This window comes from Gordonia sp. (in: high G+C Gram-positive bacteria), from assembly GCF_049647785.1.
Lineage (GTDB): Bacteria > Actinomycetota > Actinomycetes > Mycobacteriales > Mycobacteriaceae > Gordonia.
Map to the genome: position 1 here is coordinate 61,891 of NZ_JBARYI010000015.1, position 26,910 is coordinate 88,800.

At 63.0% G+C, this 26,910-nt stretch carries 23 protein-coding genes; 6 read left to right on the plus strand and 17 right to left on the minus strand.

Features of this window, described 5'->3' with window-relative positions:
* Positions 1-275: 275 nt before the first annotated feature.
* From WBA38_RS01720 to WBA38_RS01735, 4 genes are read left to right on the plus strand one after another with little or no spacing between them, the layout of a single operon-like run.
* A complete protein-coding gene (locus WBA38_RS01720; protein ID WP_424321894.1) occupies positions 276-605 on the plus strand; it encodes a hypothetical protein in 330 nt (109 codons plus the stop codon).
* Positions 602-1,039, plus strand: a complete 438-nt coding sequence (locus tag WBA38_RS01725) for a hypothetical protein (RefSeq protein WP_424321895.1) — start codon at positions 602-604, stop codon at positions 1,037-1,039. Before WBA38_RS01720 ends, WBA38_RS01725 begins: the two co-directional genes overlap by 4 nt.
* A 27-nt stretch (positions 1,040-1,066) precedes the next feature.
* Complete coding sequence (locus WBA38_RS01730) at positions 1,067-2,521, plus strand: aldehyde dehydrogenase (RefSeq protein WP_424321896.1); 1,455 nt, start codon at positions 1,067-1,069, stop codon at positions 2,519-2,521.
* 19 nt (positions 2,522-2,540) lie between these two features.
* Positions 2,541-4,916, plus strand: coding sequence for a CoA transferase (locus tag WBA38_RS01735; protein ID WP_424321897.1), 2,376 nt, complete (start codon positions 2,541-2,543; stop codon positions 4,914-4,916).
* A 103-nt stretch (positions 4,917-5,019) separates the two neighbouring features.
* Here the strand turns inward: WBA38_RS01735 and WBA38_RS01740 are convergent, their stop codons facing one another.
* Together WBA38_RS01740 and WBA38_RS01745 are read right to left on the minus strand one after the other, a co-directional pair.
* Positions 5,020-5,844 (minus strand): mycofactocin-coupled SDR family oxidoreductase, encoded by an 825-nt coding sequence (locus WBA38_RS01740; protein ID WP_424321898.1) that lies wholly within the window; start codon positions 5,842-5,844, stop codon positions 5,020-5,022.
* Positions 5,845-5,888: 44 nt separating this feature from the next.
* The gene (locus WBA38_RS01745) at positions 5,889-6,758 is read right to left on the minus strand and encodes an alpha/beta fold hydrolase (protein ID WP_424321924.1); all 870 of its coding nucleotides are present in this window, start codon (positions 6,756-6,758) and stop codon (positions 5,889-5,891) included.
* Between the two features lie 149 nt (positions 6,759-6,907).
* Between WBA38_RS01745 and WBA38_RS01750 the strand changes: the two genes are divergently transcribed.
* Positions 6,908-7,852 (plus strand): PDR/VanB family oxidoreductase, encoded by a 945-nt coding sequence (locus tag WBA38_RS01750; RefSeq protein ID WP_424321899.1) that lies wholly within the window; start codon positions 6,908-6,910, stop codon positions 7,850-7,852.
* Between the two features lie 172 nt (positions 7,853-8,024).
* Here WBA38_RS01750 and WBA38_RS01755 read toward each other — a convergent pair whose 3' ends face one another.
* From WBA38_RS01755 to WBA38_RS01800, 10 genes are all read right to left on the minus strand, one after another.
* Positions 8,025-8,222, minus strand: a complete 198-nt coding sequence (locus WBA38_RS01755) for a TetR family transcriptional regulator (RefSeq protein ID WP_424321900.1) — start codon at positions 8,220-8,222, stop codon at positions 8,025-8,027.
* A gap of 32 nt (positions 8,223-8,254) precedes the next feature.
* Entirely contained in the window at positions 8,255-8,953 is a 699-nt protein-coding gene (locus tag WBA38_RS01760) for a TetR/AcrR family transcriptional regulator (RefSeq protein ID WP_424321901.1), read from the minus strand.
* A 58-nt stretch (positions 8,954-9,011) separates the two neighbouring features.
* A complete protein-coding gene (locus tag WBA38_RS01765; RefSeq protein ID WP_424321925.1) occupies positions 9,012-9,851 on the minus strand; it encodes an enoyl-CoA hydratase-related protein in 840 nt (279 codons plus the stop codon).
* 35 nt (positions 9,852-9,886) lie between these two features.
* Positions 9,887-11,407, minus strand: coding sequence for a class I adenylate-forming enzyme family protein (locus WBA38_RS01770; RefSeq protein WP_424321902.1), 1,521 nt, complete (start codon positions 11,405-11,407; stop codon positions 9,887-9,889).
* Positions 11,408-11,479: 72 nt separating this feature from the next.
* Positions 11,480-12,640, minus strand: a complete 1,161-nt coding sequence (locus tag WBA38_RS01775; RefSeq protein ID WP_424321903.1) for an acyl-CoA dehydrogenase family protein — start codon at positions 12,638-12,640, stop codon at positions 11,480-11,482.
* A gap of 15 nt (positions 12,641-12,655) precedes the next feature.
* Positions 12,656-13,597: an N-acetyltransferase gene (locus WBA38_RS01780; protein WP_424321904.1), complete on the minus strand. Its 942-nt coding sequence runs from the start codon at positions 13,595-13,597 to the stop codon at positions 12,656-12,658.
* A gap of 13 nt (positions 13,598-13,610) precedes the next feature.
* Positions 13,611-14,798: an aromatic ring-hydroxylating oxygenase subunit alpha gene (locus WBA38_RS01785; RefSeq protein ID WP_424321905.1), complete on the minus strand. Its 1,188-nt coding sequence runs from the start codon at positions 14,796-14,798 to the stop codon at positions 13,611-13,613.
* 218 nt (positions 14,799-15,016) lie between these two features.
* On the minus strand, positions 15,017-16,249 hold the full coding sequence (locus tag WBA38_RS01790; protein ID WP_424321906.1) for a cytochrome P450: 1,233 nt from the start codon (positions 16,247-16,249) through the stop codon (positions 15,017-15,019).
* A gap of 37 nt (positions 16,250-16,286) precedes the next feature.
* A complete protein-coding gene (locus tag WBA38_RS01795; RefSeq protein ID WP_424321907.1) occupies positions 16,287-16,502 on the minus strand; it encodes a ferredoxin in 216 nt (71 codons plus the stop codon).
* On the minus strand, positions 16,499-17,371 hold the full coding sequence (locus WBA38_RS01800) for an SDR family NAD(P)-dependent oxidoreductase (protein ID WP_424321908.1): 873 nt from the start codon (positions 17,369-17,371) through the stop codon (positions 16,499-16,501). Before WBA38_RS01800 ends, WBA38_RS01795 begins: the two co-directional genes overlap by 4 nt.
* A 302-nt stretch (positions 17,372-17,673) precedes the next feature.
* Between WBA38_RS01800 and WBA38_RS01805 the strand changes: the two genes are divergently transcribed.
* Positions 17,674-18,297 (plus strand): TetR family transcriptional regulator, encoded by a 624-nt coding sequence (locus WBA38_RS01805; protein WP_424321909.1) that lies wholly within the window; start codon positions 17,674-17,676, stop codon positions 18,295-18,297.
* 40 nt (positions 18,298-18,337) lie between these two features.
* Here the strand turns inward: WBA38_RS01805 and WBA38_RS01810 are convergent, their stop codons facing one another.
* From WBA38_RS01810 to betT, 5 genes are all read right to left on the minus strand, one after another.
* Positions 18,338-19,816, minus strand: coding sequence for an aldehyde dehydrogenase (locus tag WBA38_RS01810; protein WP_424321910.1), 1,479 nt, complete (start codon positions 19,814-19,816; stop codon positions 18,338-18,340).
* Positions 19,817-19,956: 140 nt separating this feature from the next.
* Positions 19,957-21,441, minus strand: a complete 1,485-nt coding sequence (locus WBA38_RS01815) for an acetyl-CoA acetyltransferase (protein WP_424296428.1) — start codon at positions 21,439-21,441, stop codon at positions 19,957-19,959.
* A 71-nt stretch (positions 21,442-21,512) separates the two neighbouring features.
* On the minus strand, positions 21,513-23,084 hold the full coding sequence (locus WBA38_RS01820) for a GMC family oxidoreductase (RefSeq protein WP_424296430.1): 1,572 nt from the start codon (positions 23,082-23,084) through the stop codon (positions 21,513-21,515).
* Entirely contained in the window at positions 23,084-24,589 is a 1,506-nt protein-coding gene (locus WBA38_RS01825; RefSeq protein ID WP_424296432.1) for an aldehyde dehydrogenase family protein, read from the minus strand. Before WBA38_RS01825 ends, WBA38_RS01820 begins: the two co-directional genes overlap by 1 nt.
* Positions 24,579-26,726 (minus strand): choline BCCT transporter BetT, encoded by a 2,148-nt coding sequence (gene betT / locus WBA38_RS01830; RefSeq protein ID WP_424296434.1) that lies wholly within the window; start codon positions 26,724-26,726, stop codon positions 24,579-24,581. The genes WBA38_RS01825 and betT overlap by 11 nt, the downstream gene beginning before the upstream one ends.
* Positions 26,727-26,910 lie beyond the last annotated feature (184 nt).

Here is a 26,910-nt window from a genome sequence, read left to right on the forward strand (position 1 = left end):
CTGCGCCACCGACGTATAGAAGTTCATCGCCGGGCATGACCTTCAGGTCGCCGGCAGCCTTACTCCCGGCCGACGTTCAGCTGCGTTCCACCGGAAGCGAACAGCCGCGGCAGCCAGGAATGAATCCACCCCGTCGACCACTGAAACCCTTGCCATATTTACCTAAAGGCATTAGCTTTATGGATGCACAGGGTGTGCCGCTGGCCACCATCGGGTAATCAGCATCAGTCGCTCGACGCGGCCGAGGCGCTCGCCAACACACGCAGGAGCATCCCATGTCCTCTCCCAACCTCGACGATTTCCGAGCGCGCTATGAACAGCACGTCAGGCATGTGAAATCGGGCGACATGAAAGCCGCGATTGCCGACATGGTGCAGGCGAATCTCGCAACGGTGTTCGACGGTGTGCAGGTGCCTCGCGCCGCAGTCGAGAAAGCGGAGATCGTCGGTGTTCACGCCGATGGCGACACACTGGTCGGCGAGGCCATTTATCACTTGGCGGACGGCCCGGTCGGACTCCGCTCCATCTGGGAGAACCACGACGGCCAGTGGCTCGCAGTGAAGCTGGAGAACTTTACCGCAGACGCCCCCGAGACCACTGCATGACCACCGCCGAGATCACCGACTCGTGGGGCCAGCCGCCGACAGCCTCGAGCCGCAGGATCGGGACAGGCTGCTCGCCGATGAGCTGCGCCTGCAGCGCCGCGAATGTGCTGTCCTGCGACCAGGGCGCTCCGGGCTGCTCCTCGCTAATCGATAACGGTGACATGTACGCCTCAGCCCGCCCCACCGGCGCCGCCAGCGAGGTCCTCACAGCCGACGATCTCACCGCAGGTATCGGCAAGCTCCCGGTCAACACTTGCGGCGGCAACATCGCCGACAGCTTTCGTCAATCGCATCGCTTTCGCCGTCGAAGCGGTCCGCCGGATTTGCGGCACCTCTGCACCGGGGTCGACAGCGCCAGCACCTCGCTGTTCGTCGGCGCTCCGATGGCACCACTGGTCTCGTCCACCCTGTTCGGCAACCAGAACGCGCTCTAACCGCATCAGCCCGAAGGAATCTCTGCTATGTCAACACCTTCCACCGTCGATACCACCCTGGACCGGCGCGAGCTGTTCATCGACGGGCAGTGGGTGGCCCCCGCGAACGGTGCCACCACCGACGTAATCGAAGCCGCCACCGAGAATGTCCTCGGTGCGGCAGCCTCCGCCTCAGCATCGGACGTCGACGCCGCGGTCGATGCCGCTCGTCGTGCCCTGCCCGGCTGGCGTGGAATGGCCATCTCGGACCGAGCCGAGGTCCTCGATTGGTTCGCGCGCGAGCTCAAGACTCGCGCCAAGGCCACCGCGGTGCTCACCAGCCGTGAGAACGGCATGCCGATCTCCTTGTCGATCGGCGCCAACGGCTATGCACCGTCGATGATGGTGTCGTACTACGCGAAGTTGGTGCGCGAAAGTGCCGCCGAGGATATCCGCCCAAGCGCGATGGGCAAGCGCACCGTGGTGCGGCACGAGCCGGTTGGCGTGGTCGCGGCGATCACCCCGTGGAATTACCCCCAGTCCCTGGCCGCGATGAAGATCGCCCCCGCACTCGCCGCAGGCTGCACCATCGTACTCAAGCCCTCTCCTGAAACAGCCTTGGATGCCTACGCTTTCGCCGATGCCGCCCACGCTGCGGGACTGCCCGCAGGCGTGCTGAACATCGTCCCCGGCGGCCGCGAGGCCGGTGCGTACCTCGTGGAGCATCCCGGCGTCGACAAGGTCGCATTTACCGGGTCGACGCCCGCGGGCCGCGCGATTGGTGAGGTCTGCGGACGTCTCCTGCGTCCAGTCACCCTGGAACTTGGCGGCAAATCGGCGTCGATCGTCGCCGACGATGCCGACCTCGACCACTTTGCGGCACAACTCGCAGGCGTCTCGCTGCCTAACAATGGGCAGACCTGCCACGCGTGCACCCGGATCCTCGCGCCGCGCTCCCGCTACGGCGAAGTGGTCGATGCAGTGACCGCTGCGGTCGCCGCCCTGCAAATCGGCGACCCCCTGGACAAGAGCACCCAGATCGGCCCGTTGGTGACGCGGGCACAGCAACTCCGCGTCCTCGACTACATCGAGATCGGCAAGCACACCGGGCACCAGCTCACCGTCGGCGGCGACATCCCCGACGGGATCGACACCGGGTGGTACGTCGCACCGACTGTTTTCGCCGATGTCGACAACTCAGCGCGGCTCGCTCAGGAAGAGATCTTCGGGCCGGTCCTCACCATCACCCCTTACACCGACGAGGCCGAGGCGATCGCCATCGCAAACGATTCCCCGTACGGCCTCGGCGGCTCGGTGTGGACCTCCGACGAGGAACACGGCCTCGCCATCGCAGATCAGATTTACAGCGGAACGGTCGGCGTGAACCACTACGCGCTCGACTTCGCCGCCCCATTCGGTGGTGTCAAAGCGTCCGGCCTTGGCCGGGAACTCGGCCCCGAGGGCCTTGCTCCGTACCGCCGAACCAAGTCCATCTACCTGTAAGTGAAGCGAGTTCAGTGACATGGCCCTCCCACTTTCGGCAATCCGCGTCGTCGATCTGACCGACGGCTTCGGCGAATCCGCCGGACGACTCCTGGCCGATTTCGGTGCTGACGTCGTGCGCATCAGCGGCGAGGCCCCCTTGGCGACCTTCGATGCCACGACCGCCCTGCGTAACGCCAACAAGTCGATCCTGCGTCTCGACCCAGCGGCAGCCGATGCTGCAACCACGGTGCGGCAGTTGATCGTCGCCTCCGACATCGTCATCACGTCCGCAACCTCCGCAACGGTGCCCGGCTGGGATATCGACATCAACGCACTGCGCGCCGATGCACCGCATCTGGTTTGGCTGGCCATCACCGGGTTCGGGTTGACCGGCCCCTACCGCGACCGGACTGCCGACGAGCAGGTGCTCTATGCCATGTCCGGGGTGCTCTCGAGGTCCGGAGTGCCCGGCGAGGTGCCGCTACTGCCACCGGAGGGCCTCGCCGAGGGATCGGTCGCCGCGCACGCGGTGTGGGCGGCGTTGCTCGCGTACCACCGGCGGCTCGACACCGGCGTCGGCGACAACGTAGATGTGTCCGCCCTCGAAGCCATGGTTCACGGCTTCGATCCCGGCTTCGGCACGCAGGGATCGGCAGCCGCCGGGCGCTCCGAGGACTACCCGCGCAACCGGCCCGACGCCGCCAGCTTTTATCCAGTCTTCGGCTGCAAGGATGGCCAGGTCCGCATCTGCCTGCTGGCCAAGCGGCAGTGGCGCAACATGTTCGACTGGCTCGGCCAGCCAGCAGAGTTCGCCGACACACGCTACGACACGATCGCCGCGCGCTTCGCCGACGCCGATCGGCTACATCCGCTGATCAGTGCGTTGTTCGCCGATCAGACCTGTGAGGACCTCGTCGCCGAAGGCGCGCACCGGGGTATCCCGGTCGGCGCGGTGTACACCCTCGACCAGGCACTTTCCGCCGAACACTTCGCTGAGTCCGGTGCCCTGATCGACGCGGAGATATTCCCTGGGGTCACCGCCCGCATCCCGTCCGGTTACGCGTGCTTTGGCGATCGGCGCGCTGGATTCCGTTCTGCGGCAACGGTTCTGCCTGGCACACCGACGTGGGCACCGCAGGCACTCGACACTCAAGAGTCCAACACGGCGGCACTGACCGACACCGCGCCGCTGGCAGGCATCCGCGTCCTCGACCTCGGCGTTATCGTGTTTGGTGCCGAACTGAGCCGACAGCTCGCCGACTACGGTGCCGACGTCATCAAGATCGAGAACGCAAAATACCCCGACGGACTTCGCCAGTCCAAACGCGGCGCCAAGATTCCGGCGTCGGTCGCCTGGGGGCACCGCAACAAGCGCAGTCTCGGTATCGACCTGCGGTCGGAAGCCGGTGCCGAACTGTTCACCCGGTTGGCTGCCGAGGCCGACGTCGTGGTCGCAAACTTCAAACCGGGAACCCTGGCATCAATGGGATTGTCGTACGAGGTCCTCTCGGCACTGAATCCGCGGATCATCGTGGCCGAATCCAGCGCCTTCGGCGACGTCGGCCCGTGGCGCACTCGGATGGGCTACGGCCCGCTGGTGCGTGCGGCCTCGGGCGTGTCCGCGCTGTGGCGCTACCCCGATGCCGATGGTGCTTGCGGCGGTTCGAATGCCGAGGATCTCCTGTGCGATGGTTCCACGGTCTATCCCGACCACATCGCAGGCTACATCTGTGCCACCAGCATCCTCGCCGCATTGATCGAGCGTCGACAGACCGGCCGCGGAACCTCGATCTCCCTCGCCCAAGTCGACGTCGCCCTCAATCAGATCGGCGCGGACCTGGCGGCGGAGAGTCTGCGCCCAGGCAGCATCTCGGCCCGTGGCAACGACGACCCCGCGCACGCCCCGAGCGGCGTCTTCGCCTGTGCGGGTGACGACGAGTGGAGTGTTCTGACCGTCCGTACCGATGGCCAGTGGGCGGCGCTGTGTCGCGTCATCGGTAGGCCCGAACTCGTGGCCGACCAACGGTTCTCGACGCCGCAGGAGCGCCTGGCGCATCGTAACGAAGTCGACGGCGTGGTCGCCGATTGGACCACCACGCGAACGCCGAGGGAAGTCGCCGCAGCTCTGCAGGCCGTCGGCATCGCCGCTGCCCCGATGGTGAGGTTGCCCGAGTTGCTCCAGGACGAGCACCTGCTGGCACGCCGTACCTACACCACGGTGACGCACGAGCTACTCGGAATGGCGCTTCCCGCGACCGCGCGGGCGGCAGTGTTCGGGGCGATCGCCGATCCGCCAACCAGGCAGGCACCGATTGCAGGCGAACACACTCGAGAGGTCTGCGCCGAGTTGCTGAACATGGACGACACCGAATTCGCCGCGCTGGTGCAAGCCGGTGTCCTGCAGCCGGACTAGCGCCCGCTGCGGGTCCCGTTCGCGATAGGCAGAACCCCTCATTTGCCTCGGGTGTAGGCCACTGAGGGGTTCTGTCAGTTCTGCGGGATGTCGCAGGTCCGGACTACCGGTTGTTGTAACCGGCGTCGACCGGCAGAGTCACACCAGTGACGTACCGCGCTTCGTCGGAGGCGAGGAACACAATCGCGTTGCTGATGTCGACGGACTCGACCAGTTCCACTGGCATCGGATTCTTGTAGGCGTCGTCGTTGGCCACTTCCGGATGCGACATCACAAACTCGCCATACTCCGCGTTGGCGACCATCGGCGTGTTGACGCCGGTTGGGTGAATAGTGTTGACGCGAATCAGATCCTTGGCGAGCTGCTTAGAGTACAGGCGCATCAGACCGACCACACCGTGCTTGGCAGCCGAGTAGCCCGCTTGACCGGGCAGGGTGTTCAGACCGATGCTGCGCAGTCCAGCAGCCGAGCTGGTGATGGTGATCGTGCCGCCGCGACCCTGTTCAACGAGGATCGGAGTCACCACGTCTAGCACCTGCCACACACCCGTCAGCATCACGTCGACGGCGTCGAACCACGCCTGCTTCTGTTCGCCTGGTCCAATAACCGGCATGATGCCCGCGTTGGCGATCACCGTGTCGAGGTGACCGAACTGCTCGATGCCGGTCTTCACGATGGCTTCGATGTCTTCGCGTTTGCGTACATCACCGATGCTGGTGACGATCTGGCCGCCAGCTTCCTTGACCAAGCGTTCGGTCTCGGCAAGGTCTTCGCGAGTGGCCATCGGGTAAAAGACCGACGGGATCTGTCCACAGATATCGATGCCGATGATCGACGCGCCTTCTTCGGCGAGACGAACCGCGTGCGAGCGTCCCTGACCGCGGGCGACACCGGTGATGAAGGCTACTTTGCCCTCGAGTCGTGCCATGTGTTCATTCCTTTCGTGGGGTCGAGCCTGTGTTAATGCGTGGATTAGGTAACGCCTGGGCGAAGCAGACTCGCGCAGAACTCGGCGATGCCGACGCTGAGAACGTCGTTGTCGTCACCGGAGACCATGTGCCCGGCACCGGCCACCTCAACGTGGCGGGCGGTGGGGATCAGGCTCAGCAGATCGGCAACTGCGTCCTCACCGACGACGTCTGACTGGGCGCCGCGAACCAGTAGGGTCGGCACCGAGATTCGTTGGGCAGCAAGCCGAGCCGTACGCTCCCGGGTGCCGGCCGCGGCAAGCGAATTCTCCCGTTGCGAGAGAATGCGGGGATCCCAGTGCCAGTACCAGCGCCCGTCTCGTTCCCGCAGATTCTTGCGCAAGCCTTCGACGCGAGGGGTCCGTCGGCGGTTTGGGTTGTAGGCAACGACAGCGGCCAAAGCATCGTCGAGACTGTCGAAACCTTCGATGCCGCGCGCCATGAAGTCGTGGATCTTGGCCAGGCCTTCAGGCTGAGCCTTGGGCGCGATATCGACGAGTACCAGCGCGCGCGCGAGGTCGGCATCTGCGGATTGGGCCAGTAACGACGCCATTCCACCCAGCGACGCCCCGATCAGCACCGGCGGCTCACTCAGCCCGCCCGCCACAGCGGCAACGTCGCGCGCGTGCGCGGCCGTCGTGTAGTCGCCGTCGGGAGCCCAGTCGCTACCGCCGTGCCCGCGCAGATCCAGTGCGTGCACCAACCAACCCTGCTCGGCCAACCGCTGACCGGTGCGCTGCCACGAATGCCTCGTCTGCCCGCCACCATGGAGCAGCAGGACGATTCCGGCGGGCTCCTCCACGGCGGCGAAGGTACTCGCAGCGAGGTCCACTCCGTCGCCACGAAAGCGGTGGAGAGCTTCGGAGAGGGGCATAGCGGCACCGCCTTGAGCGGGCCGATCAAGACCCGCAAGAGTCATGGCATTTCCACGGAAGTTGAGTCGACACCAGCAAGAATTGGTTGCTCCCCTAAAACTAATAGCATAAGATTAATGGGTACTCAACCATTTTCGGAAGGCCCGTAATGTGCACCACCTATCGCTCGCTGCGCATCGCGGCCCGCGACGATGTCGCCGACCAGGTGGTGTCGCTGCGCCTAGTCGACGCCGACGGCAAAGTCCTTCCGCAGTGGTTACCGGGCGCACATATCGACATCAATCTCGCCAATGGCCTGACCAGGCAGTATTCACTCTGCGGCGAACCGAACGACGACTTCTGGCAAATTGCGGTGCTCCGGGAGCACGCCGGTCGCGGCGGCTCCGCTTACGTTCACGACGAGCTTGAAGTCGCGATGGTCATCGACTCCGACGGCCCGCGAAATCATTTCGCGTTCGTCGACGCACAGTCGTACCTGTTCGTCGCAGGCGGCATCGGAATCACTCCACTGTTGCCGATGATGCGAGCAGCCGAACGCGCAGGCAAGCCGTGGAAACTGCTCTACGGCGGACGGACGCGTGGCAGCATGGCGTTTGCTGACGAGATCTCCACCCAGTTCCCCGCGCAAGTGAGCCTCGCACCGGCCGACGAAACCGGTTTGCTCGACCTGCAAACCGCCGTCGCGGACGTCGCGACCGGCGGCGTGGTGTACTCGTGCGGACCCGAGCCACTACTGGCGGCACTGGAGGATGTCTGCGACCAACTTTCCGTGACGTTGCATGTAGAACGCTTCGCCCCCAAAGAACTCCCGACCGATCTGGTCGACACGAGTTTTGAGGTCGAGTTGGCGCAGTCTGGTCAGACTATTGCGGTCAGCGAGGGGGAATCGATTCTCGACGCCGTGCTAACCGCGGGTATCGACGCCGATTTCTCCTGCCGCGAGGGAACCTGCGGCACTTGCGAAGTCGCGGTACTTAGCGGCACCCCCGACCATCGCGACTCGGTCCTCGATGAGGACGAGCAAGCCAAGAACGACGTGATGATGATCTGCGTTTCGCGGTGCAAGTCCAGCCACCTGGTCATCGACCTCTAAGCGACTACTGGCAGCAGGGCAGGCACCAGGGACAGCCGGAGCTTGGTCCGGAAGCGATCCATCGGCTCAGCAGTCGAATGTCGAGGATTTTACCCAATCCTCACCGAACAACTTCCGGTGCTGCGGTGGCGTTGACCCGCGAACTGTGGAGCCCAACCTCACCGAATCGCAGTCATGGCAAGTGCCGTCGACGAGACAATCGCGGAATTCGCGCCAACTGCCAATGGAGGGCCGCGCGGCGTCGTGATTCATGCGCGAGCGCCGGACCACCGACGCCATGATGTGCTGTCGCGGTCGCTAAATGATGGTAGACGGTGGCGCGGGATGTCTCCGCGGCCTGCGCGACATCCTCCATCGTGGTCTTGGCCATGCCGAATCGTTCAAAGCACGCCTCAGCTGCGGTCAGGATCCCATCGCCGACGTCGCCGGCGGCCCTTGATCGTCGGTCCCCGACTGCGTGTCAACTGGGATTCCGACTAGCGGCCCGCCCGAGCCCCCCGGTATGAACGCGGGTAGCACAAACGTGCGGAGCATCTCGCGGTGCGACGGATCATCAGAATTGTCGAAGTCGAGTCGGCCAACGAGGATGAATTGGACCAGGGCGATCCACTCCGCCATCTTCGTCCGATCGAGATCGTCGCGGACCTCGCCGTTTGCGATGGCCCGGTCGAGAATCGGCTCCCACATCTCTGCGGTCAACCGCGCCGCGAGGCCCGAGCTACCGACAAGTGGTTCAGCCAGTTGCATGTGCTCAGGGGACACCAGAACGCGAATGAGCGGGTCCTGACGACCACGATCCACCAGGTAGATCAGGCCTTCCACCAACTGGTCAGCAAAGGTCGGTTGCCGAAGCAGGAACTTCCGCGCCTTGGCGAACAACATGCGCGAGCGTCGTTCAATTAGTGCCGAGATCAGCGCATCGCGGCCCGCGAAGTAGCGATAGACGGTCGGGCGCGAGACACCTGCCTCACGCCCGATGTCGTCCATCGTCGTCTTCGCTGGGCCAAATTTGGCAAAGACCGTCTCCGCTGCCACCATGAGTTGATCACGGGCTTCATCTGCATCCTCGGAGAGGACACTTCCAGTCTTCCTGCGAGCCATTGTCCCAGTCCTGTCGTCGTGTCGTTAGAACACCACGTTACATGAGACACTTCGTGTTCTATGTTTTCGGTTGCCAATCGAAGTCGGCACCGTGCGCGCCAACGGCACCAGAAAATTCTGGCGGTCGCTTCTCCAAGAACGAAACAACGCCTTCTCTGGCATCGCTTGAGCTCCCACGTTCCACCAACAACCGGGATTCGACAGCGTGCGCCGTTTGAGGGCTCTCAGTCGCGAGCATCTGCCACAGCAGCTGCCGCGTGAGTGCCACCGAGACCGGTGCGGTGCCTGCCGCGAATTCGTCGGCGATCGCCAAAGCGCGTTGCAGGACTTCGGCTTTCGGAACTACTTCGGACACCAGACCTGCTTCGAGGGCCTCCCCGACCGATACCGTCGCGCCCGCCATCAACCACCGCAGCGCGGTTGCCACACCGACGATCCGCGGCAGGAACCACGACGAACACGCTTCCGGAACCAGGCCGCGGCGGGTGAAGACAAAGGCGAACTTGGCATCGTCGGACGCAATGCGCACGTCCGCAGGCAAGGTCATCGTCACACCAACTCCCGCCGATGGTCCATTGACAGCGACAATCACCGGCTTCAGCGAGGCGAAGATCCGCAACGACGTCGTGCCGCCAGAATCAGGCGGTACACCATCGAAGCCCGTTTCCGGGAGGAACGTCTCGCCGCCTGCTTCCAGGTCGGCGCCTGCACAGAATGCCCGGCCGGTGCCCGTGATCACCACGGCACGGACTGAATCGTCGGCATCGGTGGCGTCAAAGGCTGCGAGCAGGTCGTCGCGCATGGCAAGGGTGAATGCGTTGAGCCGGTCCGGCCGGTTTAGCCAAATCACGGCTGTGGTGCCGCGCCGTTGCACCCAGAGGGTCGGACGCTCCAACATCACGAAGTGGTGCTCGCCCGCGGCGTTGCCCGAACTCAACGCACCTTCTCGAACCGCTGGTGCACATCCTTGTACTCGTTGCGGATCGTCGCCTTGGCGATCTTTCCAGACGGCAGTCGAGGCAAAGGATCTTCCGTCACGACCACATAGCGAGGCACCTTGAAGTCTGCGAGAACGGTCGAGCAATGCTCGATTATTGCCTCCGCGTCTACACCGTTGCTCACCGTGACGATGGCTGCCGGAGTCTCGCCAAAGCGGTCGTCGTGAGCTGCAATGACGGCAACCTCGACGACTCCGTCGATGGAGCCAATCGCAACTTCCAACTCCACCGGCGAGATGTTAATGCCCCCCGAGATGATGAGGTCCTTCAACCGATCTACGAACTTGACACGGCCGGATTCGTCAGCCTCGCCTAGATCGCCACTGTGAAGCCAGCCATCGCGGAGCGCCTGCTCGGTGGTCTCCGGATCATTCCAGTACCCGGGGGTCACCCCGGGACCGCGGACCACCAGTTCGCCTGTTTCACCCGGAATTGCTTCCTTGCCATTGGCGTCGAACACCTTGACCTCGGTAAAGATGGAGCCGGTACCGCAGCGGTCCGGGTAGTCCATGGCCTCGGAGCGGATCGTTGCGGTCGCAACGCCTCCGGCTTCGGTCATGCCGTAGATCTGTCGCAGCAGCACGCCCTTGTCGGCCCACCGGCCCAGGAGATCGGTCGGCACCGCCGCTCCGCCGACGATCGCGGTCTTCAACGCCGACAGATCAGCATCGGCGAATTCCGGGGCCCGCGAGATGGCTTCGAAGATGAGCGGGACGCCGAAGATCGCCTCCACCGAGTGTTTCTCCAGCAGGGTCACCGCGCGCGAGGGCACCAAGTCGGGCTCGACGACCAACGTGCCGCCGAGCACTGTGGTAATCAGCAGTCCGTAGACCAGTCCGGGGGTGAACGCCAGCGGGAGAACCAGGAGGGTGGTGGTCCCGGGTCGGAACCCTTCCTCGGTCAGGGTGTTCTCGAGGACGATCGACAGCAGCGTGCGATTCGTGAGGACCACGCCCTTCGAGAGCCCCGTGGAACCGCTCGTGAACAGAATGGTTGTCGGCGCATCCGGCGCGACATCGACGCGGTAGCTGTCTGCGGAACCTTCGCGCAGACCCTCAAAGTGGGCGAACGGCACAATTGAGAAACCCTCGCCCATCGCCGCGGTCCGCTCCGCGAGCTCTTCAAAGCCGGGAGCGACGATCACAGCGGACAAACCCGCATCGTCGGCAATCTTGCGGAGCTCGGCTGGCTGATACCTACTGTTGAGCGGCACCAAGACCCCACCGGACTTCAAAATCGTCAGGGCCATGACCGGCCATTCGAGCGAGTTGGAACCCAACAGGCCCACCCGTTCCCCCGGGTTCACTTTCACCGTTTCCACGAGGTGGCGGGCCCCGCGACTTGTCCAGTCGCGCAGCGGTCCATAGGCGAGTTCCTTTCCGTTGAAAACGAGGGCGACGACGTCGGGCTTAGTGCGTCCCCACCAGTCGAGAGCTGCTCCAATAGATGCGGTCATGGTTACGTTCCTTTGATCGAAAGATGGGGCGGGATTGAAGTGCGGCCAACAGGGGATTCTGCGGCCAAGAAATCAAGTGGTAGGTCGGGCCAGTTCATGTCGACCGATGATGTGTTTCATGATCTCGTTTGTGCCGCCGTAGATCCGCTGAATGCGGGCATCCGTGAAAGCACGGCCGACCGGGTACTCGAGCATGTAGCCATATCCCCCGTGCAGTTGTACACAGGCGTCAATCACTGACCACTGGTTCTCCGTGGCAATCAGCTTCACTTTGGCCGCGTCTTCTGGCGTCAACGATCCGTCGTTGTACCGGGCGACTGCTCGGTCGAGATAGGCGCGGCACGCCTCGGTCCGGGTGATGTGATCGGCGATGGTGAAGGAAGTGTTCTGAAAGTCGCTGATCGCCTTGCCGAATGCGCGACGCTCCCGCACGTAGTCGACAGTCCACCGAAGTGTGGCTTCGGCGGAGAACTGCCCGGCAAGGGCAATTCCGAGCCGCTCCAGGGGGAGACTGTCCATCAGGTAGCCGAAACCGTGCCCGACGTCACCGAGGACGTTCGTGTCGGGCACGAAAACTTCGTCGAAGAACAACTCCGCGGTGTCCTGCGCATGGAGGCCGACTTTCCGTAGTTTGCGTCCACGACGGAATCCGGTCATCCCTTCCTCGACAACGAGGAGGGTGAAGCCCTTAGAGCCGGCGGCGACATCGGTGCGGGCAACCACGATCACCAGGTCGGCAAGAATGCCGCTGGTGATGAAAGTTTTGGATCCGGAGAGGTTCCAGCCACCATCAACCCGTTCTGCGGTGGTCGTGATGCCCTGTAGGTCGCTGCCAGTACCCGGCTCACTCATCGCAATCGCGCCGATGGTCTCACCGGTGGTAAAACCGCGGAGCCAGCGCTCGGACTGCTCTTCGTTCGCCAGCCGCAGCAGGTAATTGAGCACGATGTCGTCGTTGGTCGAGAACCCGGACTGCAGCGAACTGGCACCGACGCGGGCGAGTTCGTTGATCAGTGCCGCCCGGAATCGATAGTCGGTGACCGCACCGCCGCCGAAGCGTTCCGGGACCGACAGTCCAAGCAGCCCCTGCTTGCCCGCCGCCATCCACACCGACCGATCAATTTGCCGGTCTTCTTCCCACTCGTCCAGGTGGGGGACCACTTCGCGGGCCACAAACCTGCGCACCGAGTCAGCGTAGGCAAGGTGATCGGCCTCAAATAGATCACTATCCATGAAAACTTATCTCCCTCAATGGATTTCATAAAGCACGTCGGTGCGGTCGTGTTGGAAACCCAAGTGCCTACCGACCGCGACGAACTCTTCGTCGGCCGACGACGTGTACACAATGAGTCCATCCAGGCCAGCGTTTGCCGCACGCGCGCCAGCCCCAGCGAGGAGGTCTGTCAGGGCCGTGCCGCGATTGGGACCGACGATCCCCGGTGCCGTGCCGAGGTAGTCGATGCCTGCGCACTTGCCAATGTCGTCGATGTGCACCGGCGTCAGGTCAAGATCGACGACGCCTACGAGGTCAGCTCCATTCGACACACCAAGGGCAACACGCGTCGGTGCGTCCGACGCCGCAATCGCCAGCCGGTCACGCTCATTGTCGGATGCCTCCAATGCGGTGAGCAGCGCCGCGACCGCCGAATCGTCGGCCCCAGTCAGCTCGTTGATACGGCCACCGTCGTCAGCCCCACACTCACTGCTCGGGCGCACTAGCTTCCAGATTCGCCTGGTTCGGGGAAGCAAGTTGCGGTCGCCGATGCGCCCAGAGGCCGGGTGGTTGCCACGGGCCCAGCCGCGCACGCCCGCGAATCCGCTCGCCAGCCATCCGCCATCGGCGGAGAAGTCCGTTCCTTCGCGCTCGAGCAACAGCGTGACGATGCCAATCGACCGGAAGTCAGGATCGATCACGATGGTGCCATCGGCCCAGCCGTCACTGCGCGGCACAAACCGGATGACACCGGCAACCTGGTCTGCCATGGAGCCGTCCGGCATCTCCTGCCGTTCGGTGAGCCAGATGACGAGGTATCGCACCTCGCCGCCTGCGGCCAGATCCCGGTCGACCTCGTCCGGGTCGATCCGGTTGTACTCGGGTTCGGCGTCGTACGCGGCGGCCCTGACCAGCAGGTCGCGGAGTTGTTGCGCGTCCCCGCCTGTGAGATGCGTGCACCACTCATAACGAATCACTGTGACACTCGATCTAGCTGTCGGCGGCCGCGGCACGACCGGCTGCGACCAGCCGTCGCGTCTCTCGGCGGAAGACCTGGTTCGCGACCTCATTGCGGCCAAGCAGCATGCCTCCTGCATCGGCACTACCCAGCGCCTTCTGTGAGCTACGCAAGAGCGGGAAGTCCTCGTTGTGAAGGACTGCTAGGAGAATGTCCCAGTTCTTGGTCCAGATCCGCTGCCACCGCGCTTCGTCCATCCCACTATCCTCGACGCGCGGAACAATCAGTCGCTGCTCCATCCGACTCCGGGTCGGGTCCGTCGGGTGAGGCCGGAACGTCAGCAGCTGGAAGTGGTCTGGCTGCCGCAGCAGCGTGGAGTTCGGCAGCAGAAAGTGCGTCTCGGTGACGTGCTTGTCGAGCGGACTGTTACCCGGGTCTTCTTCAAGGTAGCGGTCGATCGACTTTCGAGGCGCAATAAACCGGCAGTGCCGACCGAAGTCCTCTATCGCCACGACGTTGGTGTGGATGATCTTGCCCGCGGTGTTCGGATGGGCATACTGGACGTGATAGGCGTCGAGGAAGGCATCCTGCATGAGCTTCCAGTTGGTCGGCTCATTAAACCCGCCAGCCTTGAAACATACCGAGTCTTCCAGGTGGTAGCTGCTCAGGATCGTGTCCATCTCTGGGCCCAACCAGCTCGCGACGTCGATCGTCGCGTGGGCGTTGTCCACGACCCAGACGAAGCCGTGACGTTCTTCCGCGGGAACCTCTATCAGACCGTGCTCAGAGCGCTCGACATCGCCGAAGGTGGCGTCGCGCGTAATGGTGCGTAGGCTGCCGTCTGGGTCGTACGACCACCGGTGGTACGGGCAAGAGAAGATGCGACTGCGCCCGCTCTCACACTCTTCGAGCATGGCGCCGCGGTGACGACAAAGGTTGACAAAGGCCTTCACACTGCCATCTTTCTGGCGAACGATGAGAAGGTTATTGCGGGGCATCTGCACCGTGACGAAGTCGTTCGGCCGGGCAATCTCGGAACCGTGAGCGACAATCGACGGCACGGTACCGAAGATGTAGTCACGCTCTTCTTGCGCAAGAGCCGGGTCGGTAAACTCCCCCGGCTCGAAGTCAACCACCTCGTCGAACTTGTCGGTGGTCTCGCCGCGGAGCAGGTCTAGTGCGCGCCGAATCCTGTCCTGGCGAGGTAGCGAAGTCGTCATGAGTATTCCCATCGTGTCTCGTGTCAACACTGTCGGCGTCCGCCGAACTCCGGTCGATCCGGTTAGAATTAACCTATCGCATTTAGGTTTAAGGGGCAACGAATTCGGGAAAAATCAGGCCCCAAGTTGATCCCAGAAAGAAGGGTCCGACCCGCGCCAAAGCCATCTAGGGTCGGACCTCTCCTTTCACACTGAAGAGCCCCCAAAAGGTCGGACAATCAGCGCGATTCGGGCGTGAACTCGATCGGCATCCGCGCACAACCACGAACCTGCGACGAGTGGAACACCGGCGGATCCGACTCTACGAATCGGTAGTCAGGAATCCGCGCGTGGATGGCTTCCATCGCTACCGCGAGTTCAATTCGTGCCAAGTGCGATCCGAGGCAGCGATGCGCACCGCCACCGAACGACAGGTGCCGATTAGGGCTGCGCTCGATGTCAAGCACTGCCGGATCGTCAAACTCGACGCTGTCACGGTTCGCAGCACACAGCATGAGAATGAGCTGCTCGCCCGCGGCAATTTCCTGTCCACCCAGAACCGTGTCGCGCGTTGCTCGACGTCCCGGGACCACTGCGGCTTCGATTCGGAGGATTTCTTCCACGGCGCTCGGAATCAGGGCCGGATCCTCGGCAACATCGCGGCGCTGATCGGGGTTGGCGACGAAGTGCTTTATCATCCACGCCAGCGACCCCTGGACGGTGTGCAGGCCGGCGATCAGCAGAAGGAAGAACATCCGATTGAGCTCTTCGTCGGTTAGCAGGCGCTTACCGTCGAGGAGTTCCACCTCGGTGTGAATCAACGTCGAGGTGATGTCCTCGCCTGGAGTTGCGCGCCGGTCGTCGACCATCTTCTGGAAGTAGCCGAGCATCTGCATGCCTGCAATTGCGCGGGCCTCCAGGGACTCCTGCTCAGTGCCTCCGGGCTTACCGAAGAGCACCACGTCCGTCGCCTCGGTAAACAACGGCGCATCAGACACCGGCCAGTCCATGAGCGCGAGGAACACTCGTGCCGGGAGTTCGTGGGCAAATTCCGACACGAACTCCGCACTCCCCTTCGCGGCGAACCCGTCGATCAACTCGTCGACCACCGCCCGAATGTCTTCGGTGAGCTGCTTCATTCGCGCGGGACCAAAGAGCGGCTGCAGCGCCTTGCGATACCCGGTGTGCTCCGGGGGATCGAGCTCGATCGGAATGAACTTGCCGAAGGCTTCGTTCGTCACCAGGTTGTTGGGATGGCTCGAGAACGTCTCGGCATCACGAAGAACTTCGTGAATCTCCTCGTACGACGTCACGATCCAGTGGCCACCGTAATGGGGCGACCAGACAACCGGGCCCACTGCCGCAAGTCTGGCAGCGTGATCCTGAAAATTGTCGACCGGCGCGGCAAGAGCCTGGTCGTAAACGTCGAAATCCACCGTGACATCGTCACGTGAACTCTGAACTGCAGTCATAGCGCTTCCTTGAAGTAGGTGTTGCGAAGGTGAATTGTCATGCGAACGCCGTAACCAGGGTCAATGCACGCTCGGGGCACGCCGAGACGGCGTCCCGCGCACGCGCGGACTCCTCCTCAGTCAGCTGCCGATCAGGCAGGATCGGATCGCCCTCTTCGTCGCAATCGATCAGCTCCGGCGCCGTCGCGTAACACATGCCATGACCAGCACACGCCACCCGATCGATGGTTAACATCTGCGATCCAGCCGTCATTGTGCGTGGGGGTTCGGCTGGTTGAGGTCCTCTGGGAACCACATGCCGACGCGCGACAAGGTGCCACCGTCAGTGGACCCTAGGACGGCGCCCGAGATGTACCCGGAGTCGTCCGAAGCGAGGAAGAGCGCAACCTTGGCGTTGTCGAGCAGGTTCGGCGGGCGATTCAGCTTGAGCGGAATCGGCGAGACAAAGGGCTCCCACGGTCCGGAAACTTCCTCGTAGGACTGTCCGACCACGGGCGATCCGGCGGGCATGAGGAAGTTGGGCGACATGCCATGCGTCGGTGCCAGTGCGTTGACCCGAATACCGTACGGACCCAGATCCATGCTGAGGCCGCGGACCAAGCCGTTTACGCCAGCCTTGGTCGCACTGTAGAGCGCGATGTCATGGTAGGAGACAAGCGATGCGGCCGATGAGGTCGCGAGGATGACGCCACCGCCGTTGGCCTTGAGAGCAGGCACGGCGGCCTGCGCCGTGTAGACAACGCCGGACAGGTTCACGCCGAGGACGTCGTTCCAGTCCTCAACAGTCAAGTCTTCAAAGAGGACCTGCTCGCCGCCAGCGACGGAGGGCACGCCGCCGCGCGAGACCACGCCTGCGTTTGCCCAAGCGATGTCGAGCTTGCCGAACGTCGAGACCGTGAGATCGACGGCCGCGGTGATCTGGTCACGCTGTGCGACGTCGGCGGTAATGGCCACCGCCTCGCCTCCCTGCTCCTTAACGAGTTGAGCAGTCGCCTCGGCGCGCTCCGGATCGATGTCGACCACAGCAATCTTGGCGCCTTCCGACGCGAAGAGCTGGGCGGACTGGCGACCGAGACCTGATCCCGCACCGGTGATCAGTGCGACTTTGCCTTCGAGTTTCATTCGTTCTCCCTGTGAGTTTCGGGCGACATGCGCGGCAACTGAGGAATTCAACTTGCCGACTGACGGTGGGCGGCAGGCGCCCACCGAATAGAGCGAACATCAGCCAGATCGGCTGTGATGCTTACCACTCCTACGCCTAACATATTACGACATACACGTGACGTCAAGCGTTATTTGTCAGCAGTTGATGCTTCGATTACCCGCACGCCTCGAACAGACGCGGCCAAACCTATGCTGGAGAGACACCAAGTCCGGCCCGGAGCGGTCGATCCGGATAATGACCGACGAGCGAAAGGCGTTCCATGGCACGCCCATCCAAGCCCCTGATCAGTCGCGACGCCGCAGTGAAGGCGTCAATCGACATCATCGACACCGAAGGCTTGGACGCCTTCAGCCTGCCCAAGCTCGCGAAGCACCTGGGAGTCAGAGCACCCTCGCTCTATCACCATTTCGCGGACAAAAACGAGATCCTCGTCGAGGTCGCGAAATACATCGCAGGCACCACGGTCGCCACACCGCGCCGACGTCCCGGGCCAGATTGGCCCGAGTTTTTCGTCGCGCTCGCGTTGAACTTCCGCCAGTCGATTCTTCGCCACCGCAATGCCGCCCCAGTTCTGCTGCAGCACCTGCCACGCGATCTCTTTGTCGCAACTTACGAAGACACGGCCCGATTCCTCCTAGAGTCGGATGTGCCGACGGAACTGCACGTGCGGATCTTGGACGGCATGGAGACGATGGCCATCGGTGCGGTGTTAATGGAGGCTATGCGCAAGCCTCGAACAAAATCGACGATCTTCCCCAACGTCGACCCTGAGTCTCAGCCCCTCCTGTCTGCAGCGCTGGCCAGCAACGAACTGACCCAGAAGCAGCTATTTGAAGAGACCGTGCGGAGCTTCCTTCACGGTGTGATCCGCGATCATCTCTGACCGCAGATCACACCTCTAAAGTCAGGAATTCACACCCAAATCAGGACAGGTGCACGGTCTTGGTCTCGAAGAACTCTTCGAGACCTTCCGGGCCACCTTCGCGCCCCACGCCAGACTGCTTGTAACCACCGAACGGGATCGTGAAGTCGATAACGCCACCGTTCACGTTCACCGTGCCGGTCCGAATGCGCTTCGCAATGTTGTAGGCGTGGTCGGCGTCTGCGGAGAACACCGCACCGGCCAGCCCGAACTGCGAGTCGTTCGCGATCGCAACAGCTTCGTCCTCATCGCGGTAGGTGATGATCGATATCACCGGACCGAAGACTTCTTCCTGCGCGATACGCATGTCGTTGGTGACGTTGTCGACGATGGTCGGTTCGACGAAGAAGCCGTGCTCAAACCCTCCGCGCCCGCCACCGTGAACGATGGTCGCACCCTCAGCTTTCGCGGTCTCGATATAGCCCTCAACGCGATCACGCTGTCGTGCGGACGCCAACGGACCTAGGAAATTCGCCTCTTCCCACGGGTTGCCCAGGGGGAGCATACCGAGAGCTGCTTTGTATGCGGCGACGACCTCGTCGTGACGCTTCTCCGAGACCAGCACTCGGGTCAATGCGATGCACGCCTGACCGGACTGCAGGCAACCACCCATGGGCAAGGCCTGCATCACCGACGCGAGGTCGGCGTCGTCGAGCACAATCGCCGCCGACTTGCCACCCAGCTCCAACGAGACCTTGGCGATTCGCTCGCTGGCAACCGCCATGATCCGTCGGCCAACAAGGGTGGACCCGGTGAACGTGATGTGGTCAACGGCCGGGTTTGCCACCAGTGACTCGGAGACGTCGCGATCAGCAACCACCACGCTGACGACGCCCTCCGGAATGCGCCCCTCGGCAACAAGCTCGGCGATGACGTCGGCGAACACCGACGGCGACAGCGGCGCTTCCGGCGATGTCTTCAGCACCACTGAACAGCCAGCAGCCAAGGCTGGGATCACCTTGAAGGCGATAGTCCCAATCGGTCCGTTCCACGGAATAATGACACCAACGACGCCGTTAGGTTCCTTGAGTACGCGCGAAATCCCGCCGTCGGCACGGGTCCGTTCATCGACGAGCTGCACCTTGCGCGCTTCCTCGGCGACCGCCCGGAAGAGCCCGACAGTCATCTCCTGCGTCATCGCGCTGACGGGCACGGGTATGCCAACCTCCGCGATCCCGATCTGAATCAGCTCGGGCAAACGCGCTTCCAGCCGATTTGCGATCTCGTCGATCACGTCGGCGCGCTCAGCGATCGGAGTTGAGGCCCAGACGCCTGCATCGAACGAGGCACGGGCCGCAGCGACCGCCGCGTCGACATCGGCAAAGGTGGCCGCGCGCACCCGTGCCACAACGTCCTCCGACCACGAGTCGACAACGTCGATCCACTCGTCACCGGACGATTGGACCCACTTTCCACCGATGAAGACGTCGGCGCGGTCAGGGAAAGTCGGGGCAGTCGGGCGCATGGGTGTTGTAGTCATCGTCGAATCTCCTCGTAGATCAATATGGACGCGTGACGCGCGCCACCAACCAGTGAGTCGCATCACACAGGAGCCTAGATTATCTACAGTCGTTAGGTCAACAAATGACAGGATTGGTCATTTGTATCACTGCCTACGACTTATTCGAGGCCATCAACAAAGCCGGACGCGCCCACGCGAATGCCCGCTCCGATGAAGTCAGTGTCGATTAATGCACCCAGATGCTCCGGACGATCGGTGCCAACCAGCGCACGTCCGTCGTCGGGAGTTCGAACAGAGATAAAGGCGCGCTCAGGCTCCCCATCGCGGCCATGCGCCACGGAATACGACTCCACGCGGGCCAGGCCCTCGTAATCGTTCCTGGCGCTCACGGTGGGATGGCGGTCGACCTCTGCCTGCACATCGAGGTGCCTGAACAACTCACGCGGCGGCTTTGCGCCGTAGACCCCCATCGCATGCTTCGTCAGGTAGCCGCCATTCGCCGTCACCAGCCCCATCTCATCCGGGCTTCGCCGAAGCGCGCTCGTCATCGTGGCGATGGCGTGGGTGCTGTAGTTGTTCCACGGCCCGCCAGCAAAAGTCAGGCCGCCAGTAACCGTCAACGGCACTGCGGGATCGTCGACAGGAAGTCCGAGTTCACGCGCGGCAACCTGAACCGCCGACGGGAAGCACGAGTACAGGTCGACCATCCCCATGTCCCCAATGTCGACCGCCGCAGCTTCCAGCACTCGCGCCCCGGCTACCCGGATTGCAGCACTGCAATCGAGTCGCTCGCGTTCGGCAATGTCGTAAGTGTCGTGCGCATCGGCGGCCGAATGAAGGAACACCCAGTTGTCCCGCGAAATACCCAACTCCGTCGCCAGACCCACCGAGCACACAATCACCGCGGCAGCCTGATCGACCATATTATTCGAGTTCAACAGCTTGGTGTAAGGCCGAGAAATCCAACGATTCTCCGCACTCGGGGTAGTGATGCTGGCCGCTGAATACTCTTTACGCAGCCAGGCATTCGGATTCGACACCGCCACATCGGCAAATCTCGACCACAGCTCGCCGATCACCGCTCGATGTTCGTCGACACCGCGCCCCAACGATGCGCGCAGCGCCTCCTCAAAGAGGGGATAGACATACGCAGGGCGGTCCAAGCCGATTCGCTTGTGTGAATCAAACACCATGGGTACGTCAGCGACGGCGAGCTCGGGCGGATCGACATCATCGCCTTGCATCGTCCACGCCGGACGATCCCCGTTTGCCCGAAGCTTCATTCGCGTACGCCAGGACTCGGCGCCTGCCACGAGAACGGCGGCCGATCGTCCAGCGACGATATCAGCGGCCGCCGCCGACACCAGCGATTGCGGACAGTTTCCGCCATCACCAGTGGTGGCAGTGTGGACTGCAGGTGCCCCGATTCGATCGGCAACTAAAGCGCCGGCGTTACGGTACTTCCACGACAGCATCCGCACCAGCCGGATCGAGTCGATACGAGTGAGCAGACGCTTCGACCCCGCCTCGGCGGATGCCGCCGTCGCCGCGTCAGCGATCAAATCGACCGGCTCGATGCCACCGTCGTGATTACTGATCTGTCCACCGCCGACAAGGATCGGGGTCCGGGGGTCGAGTGACATTAGGGCTCCAGTCGATAGTTCGAATCGCTACATCGACCAGGATACCTACACGCATTAGTTAAATGGCGCCCCTATCCCCGAATCATCTCCGCACACTTCTCCCCGACCATCATCACGGTGATGTTGGGGTTCACCGAGGTGTGCTCGGGGAAGATCGAAGCGTCGGCGACCCGCAGACCGTCGACGCCCTTGACCCGCAGCTCGGCGTCGACGGGCGCATGGTCGGACGAGCCCATCGCGGCTGTACCAACCGGGTGGTAGACGGTGTTGTGGGTGCGCATGATGTACTTCGTCAACTCGGCGTCGCTGTTGTTGTCCGGGCCGGGGAACAGTTCCCGACCCGCCCAGTCGGCCATCGCGGGCTGCTTCACGATCTCCCGCGCGCGTCGGATGCCCTCGGTCATGATCCGCATGTCGTAGCCCTCGGGATCGCTGAAGTACTTCGGATCCACCAGCGGCTTGTCGCGGAAGTCGCGCGAGGCCAGACGCACCGTGCCGCGCGAGCGCGCGTGCGTCACATTGGGCGTCAGGCAGAAGGCGTTGTCGACGGTCGGGAAGCCGCGGCGCACCGTGTGCATGTCGAACGGCACGCTGCCGTAGTGCATCATCAGGTCCGGCCGGTCGAGGCCACTGTCGACCATGTCGAAGATCCCGATCTCCCACCACTGGGTGGAGTCGGTGACCATCGGCTGCTTGGCCTCCCACGAGAGAACGCCCTCGGGATGGTCCTGCAGATTGCTGCCGACGCCCGGCGAATCGAGCAGCACCTCGACGCCGCGGCCGGCGAGGTGCTCGGCCGGGCCGATGCCCGAAAGCATCAGCAGTTTCGGGGTGTCGATCGCGCCTGCCGCCAGAATCAGTTCGCGACCGGCGCGGATGGTCTGGGTCTTGCCGAACTGGTTGTCGACCACCTCGACACCGACGCACCGCAGGCCGTCGAAGATCAACTTCTTGGCACGCAGCCCGGTGAGAAGGGTGAAGTTCGCACGGTCGACGATCGGGTGGATGTACGAGACCGACGACGACGACCGGGTGCCGTCCGTGCGCGAGTTGATCTGGAAGAAGTTGGCACCGGAGGTCACGGTGGTACCGGTGTTGAACTTGACCGTCGGAATGCCGAACTCGCTCGCGGCCTCCAGCAGCGCGACGCCGCACGGGTCCACCGGCGGGACGTTCATCAGGTGGACCGGTCCACTGTCGCCGTGGTGCGGCGCGTCGGGTCCAGCGTCTTCGTTAGTCTCCAAGCGCTTGAGCACCGGCCACATGGCTTCCGCATTCCAGCCGGTGGCACCGAACTTGCTCTCCCACTCGTTCAGGTCCTCGGCGGGCGGCCAGAACGCGATGCACGAGTTGTGCGACGAACAGCCGCCGAGCACCTTGGCGCGGGCATGCCGCATGAAGGAGTTGCCATTGGGTTGCGGCTCGATCGGGTAGTCCCAGTCGTAGCCCGACTCCAACAGTTCCATCCACCGGTTCAGCTGGAGCACCTCGGGGATGCCGCGATCATCTGGGCCCGCCTCGATCAGCGCCACGGTGACCGACGGGTCCTCCGACAGCCGTGCGGCCGCCGCACACCCGCCGGATCCGCCGCCGACGACGACGTAGTCGAACTCCCTGATCCCTGCCTCAGACACTGTGCTCATCAGCCTTCCTCGTGAGTCCGGTCGGCGAACCATCCGGTGACCGCCGGTGCAATGTTGTGATAGACGTGCTTGGCTTCGCGGTACTCGTCGAGTCCCGTCGGCCCCAGTTCCCGGCCCACGCCGGACTGCCCAAAACCGCCCCATTCCGCCTGCGGCAGGTAGGGGTGGAAGTCGTTGATCCAAATAGTTCCGTGGCGCAATCGGTTCGCGACCCGCTGTGCGCGGCCAGCGTCCTGTGTCCAGACCGCACCGGCGAGACCGTAGACGGTGTCGTTGGCGATACGAACGGCGTCGTCTTCATCGGTGAATGTCTCGACGGTGACGACGGGGCCGAACGCTTCGTCGACGACGACCGACATGCCCTGCTTGACGTTGTCGATGATGGTCGGCAGGTAGTAGAAGCCAGCGTCAAGGTCGGAGGTACCGGACTGACCGGTCGCGAACTCGCCACCGCATCGGACGCGGGCACCTTCGGCGACCCCGGCTTGCACGTAGGCGTGAACCTTGTCGCGGTGCTCGGCAGAGATCAGCGGGCCGGTCTCGGCGGCATCGTCGAATGGTCCGCCGAGCACAATCCCGCGAGCCCGGGCGACGAGTTCGTCAACGAACCGTTCGGCGATCGACTCGTGCACAATCAGTCGCGCACCCGCCGAACAAACCTGGCCCGAGTGTACAAACGCCCCGTTGAGCGCGTTGTCGAGGGCGGCGTCGAAGTCGGCGTCAGCAAAAATCACGTTGGGGTTTTTGCCACCGAGTTCGAGAGCAACCTTCTTGACTGTGCCCGCAGCGCTCGCCGCAATCACCCGGCCCGTGACCAGGCCACCGGTGAACGACACCAGGTCGACGTCCGGGTGCGACGACAGCGGCGCACCCGCAGTCACGCCAGCGCCGGTGACCAGGTTGGCAACACCCGCGGGCAAGCCCAACTCGTCAAGCAACTGCATCGTCAGGATCGCTGTGTGCGGGGTCAGTTCTGCGGGCTTCAACACGAAGGTGCAGCCTGCAGCGATGGCCGGGGCAATCTTCCACGCCGCCTGCAACAGCGGGTAGTTCCACGGTGTGATGAGCCCGCACACGCCCACCGGCTCGTACTGGATGCGACTGACGACCTCGGCCGATCCGGCATCCACCAACCGGCCCGCGTCCTGGGCGCCGATGTCCGCGAAGTAGTCGAAGCAAGCGGCGATGTCGTCCATGTCGAGGCGTGCCTCAAGCATCCGCTTGCCCGTGTCGAGAGCTTCCGCGCGCGCGAACTCCTCACGACGCTCGCGGATACCCGCAGCTACCTTTCGGAGCAGGGCGCAACGCTCCGGTGCCGGGACCGACGACCAACGACCGTCATCGAATGCCCGACGCGCTGCCGCGATCGCCAATTCGGTGTCGTCCCCGGTGGCCTCACTGATGGTGGCAACGAGCGTGCCGTCGGCCGGGCAACGGATCTCCCGCGTTCCGCCAGCGGAAGCACCGGTCCACGCACCGTCGATGAATAGGGTTTTAGGGCTCACGGACCGTCTCCTCTTCCAAGGGGTCTTCAACATCGGTTAGCTCAAAGTCGCCAGACCAATCCAGGGTGGCTTCGGATTCCACGGGCTCAGATTCCGCGTCGCCCACAGAATGCAGGTACTGAATGTGCCGTTCATAGTGGTCGAGCACGTTGGAACTGATCTGTTCCTTGGTGAAGCCGAAGACGTCGAACCCTTCGCTGCCGAGCGCGGTGAACACTTCGAGGCGGTAAAACACATCGGACGGTTCCGGGCTCATCCCGAACACCGGCGTCGGATGCTGCGTTGGGTACACCTGGTAATGGAATGGCTTCTTACCGTTGAACGACACGTCCAGGTGATAGGAAACCATGTCGTACGCCTCCACCTCCGTTGAACCCACCGACGCATTCATGTCTGTCTTGGTGAGTTCTGCGGCCACATCGCGCAACGCCGGGGCGACGGTGTTCTCGGTGAACCGTCGGACGTCGTTCACGTTGGGATACCGCACGGCGCGCGCAGCACGCTGTCGCCAGTTCAAGGCTGTACCGCCGGACGAGCGGTGCGAAAGTGCCCGGCTCAGCGCACTTTGACGCGAATCAATCCAGCCCGCTTCCACCTGCAATGCGCGGAAAAGACCCAGCATGATCAGCAGAATCACCACCGCAAACGGCAGACCCATAATCACTGTCGCCTGCTGCAGCGTCGTAATGCCGCCGATCATCAGCATCGCCAAGGTCAGCAGGCCAGTCGCGAACGCCCAAAATACGCGCAGCCATTTGGGTCCGTCAGTGTCGTTGTCCTCGATGCGTGACGAGAAGTGCGCCATCACCAACGCGCCCGAGTCGGCACTTGTGATGTAAAACAGCAGGCCGGTGAAAGTCGCGACAACCACCAGCAGCGGGGCGGCCGGATACTCGTGGAGCAGGGCGTAGAAACCCTTTTCCGGCGTGTCGATCGCCGTCGTCTCGAACGCCTTCGCTTCAGCACCGCCGCGACGAACAATCTCTAACGCGCTGTTGCCGAAGATCGAAATCCACACCCCGATGAACATGAACGGCACGATCAGCGTGCCCGACACGAACTGTCGGATGGTGCGCCCGCGCGAGATGCGCGCCAGGAACAGTCCGACAAACGGGGCCCATGCGATCCACCAAGCCCAGAAGAACAGCGTCCAACTGGCCATCCATTCTTCGGGGTAGTCGTAGGCCATGGTGTCTAGTGCCATGCCGGGGAACCGCGAGGCGAAGTCGCCTAGGTTTTGGACGAGGCTGTTCATGAGGAACGTCGTCGACCCGGCGATGAGGACGAACAGCATCAACCCGACGGCGATGAGGACATTGGCCTCCGACAGTCGCTTCACGCCTTTATCGACGCCGAGTACCGCGGAAAGTGTGGCCACCGCGACGGCGACGGCGATCAGTCCCGCTTGGGCCCACGTGCTTTCCGGTATCCCGAAGAGATCATCGAGTCCCACGTTGAGCTGTGCGACGCCGATACCCAAGCTGGTCGCGAGACCGAAGATGGCACCGAGGAGGGCCGCAATGTCGACGGTGTCGCCAAGCAATCCCTTCACCCGGTCGCCGAAGATCGGCTGCAGTGCCGATCGGAGACTCAGGGGCTGGTTATAGCGGTACGAGAAGTATGCGAGCGCCATGCCGATCAGTGCGTATAAGCCCCAACCCATGAGGCCGTAGTGGAACAGCGTCCAGACGACCGCTTGCCGCGTGGACTCCAACGTTCCGCCTTCACCCACCGGTGGTAACGCGCGCTGAAACACCGGCTCGGCGACCGAGAAGAACATCAGGTCGATGCCGATGCCAGCCGCGAACAGCATGGCAGTCCAGGAGAAGACGCTGTAAGTCGGCTTGGAGTGGTCGGGGCCTAACTTCACACGCCCAACCCTCGAGACTGCCGCCCAGATGACGAACACGAGAACGACGGTCACCACCAGGATGTAGAACCATCCAAGTTCGCGAGCGACCCATCCGACAGCGGTACCGATTATCCGATCGGCACCTTCTTGATCGATGAGCGCCCAGATAATGATCCCGAGGATTCCTGCGCCGGATCCAAAGAACACGGTCTTGTTGACCTGTACGTTCTTTTTGTCCCGTGCGCCGTTTTGCCCAGCATCCATTGATTGAGTTGTTGAAGCCACGACCACATCCCTGACAAACTTCGCATTAGTTACGTATGACCCAAAGTATCGACTACTTCAAACCTACTGGGTGCGAATCCTCAGTTTGCTTGGCCCCATGAGTTCGAGACCTCACCGTGACTGGTATCAGCCTCGCAAATACCAAAAAAGCTGTGCCCGACGATTTCTCGTCGGGCACAGCTCT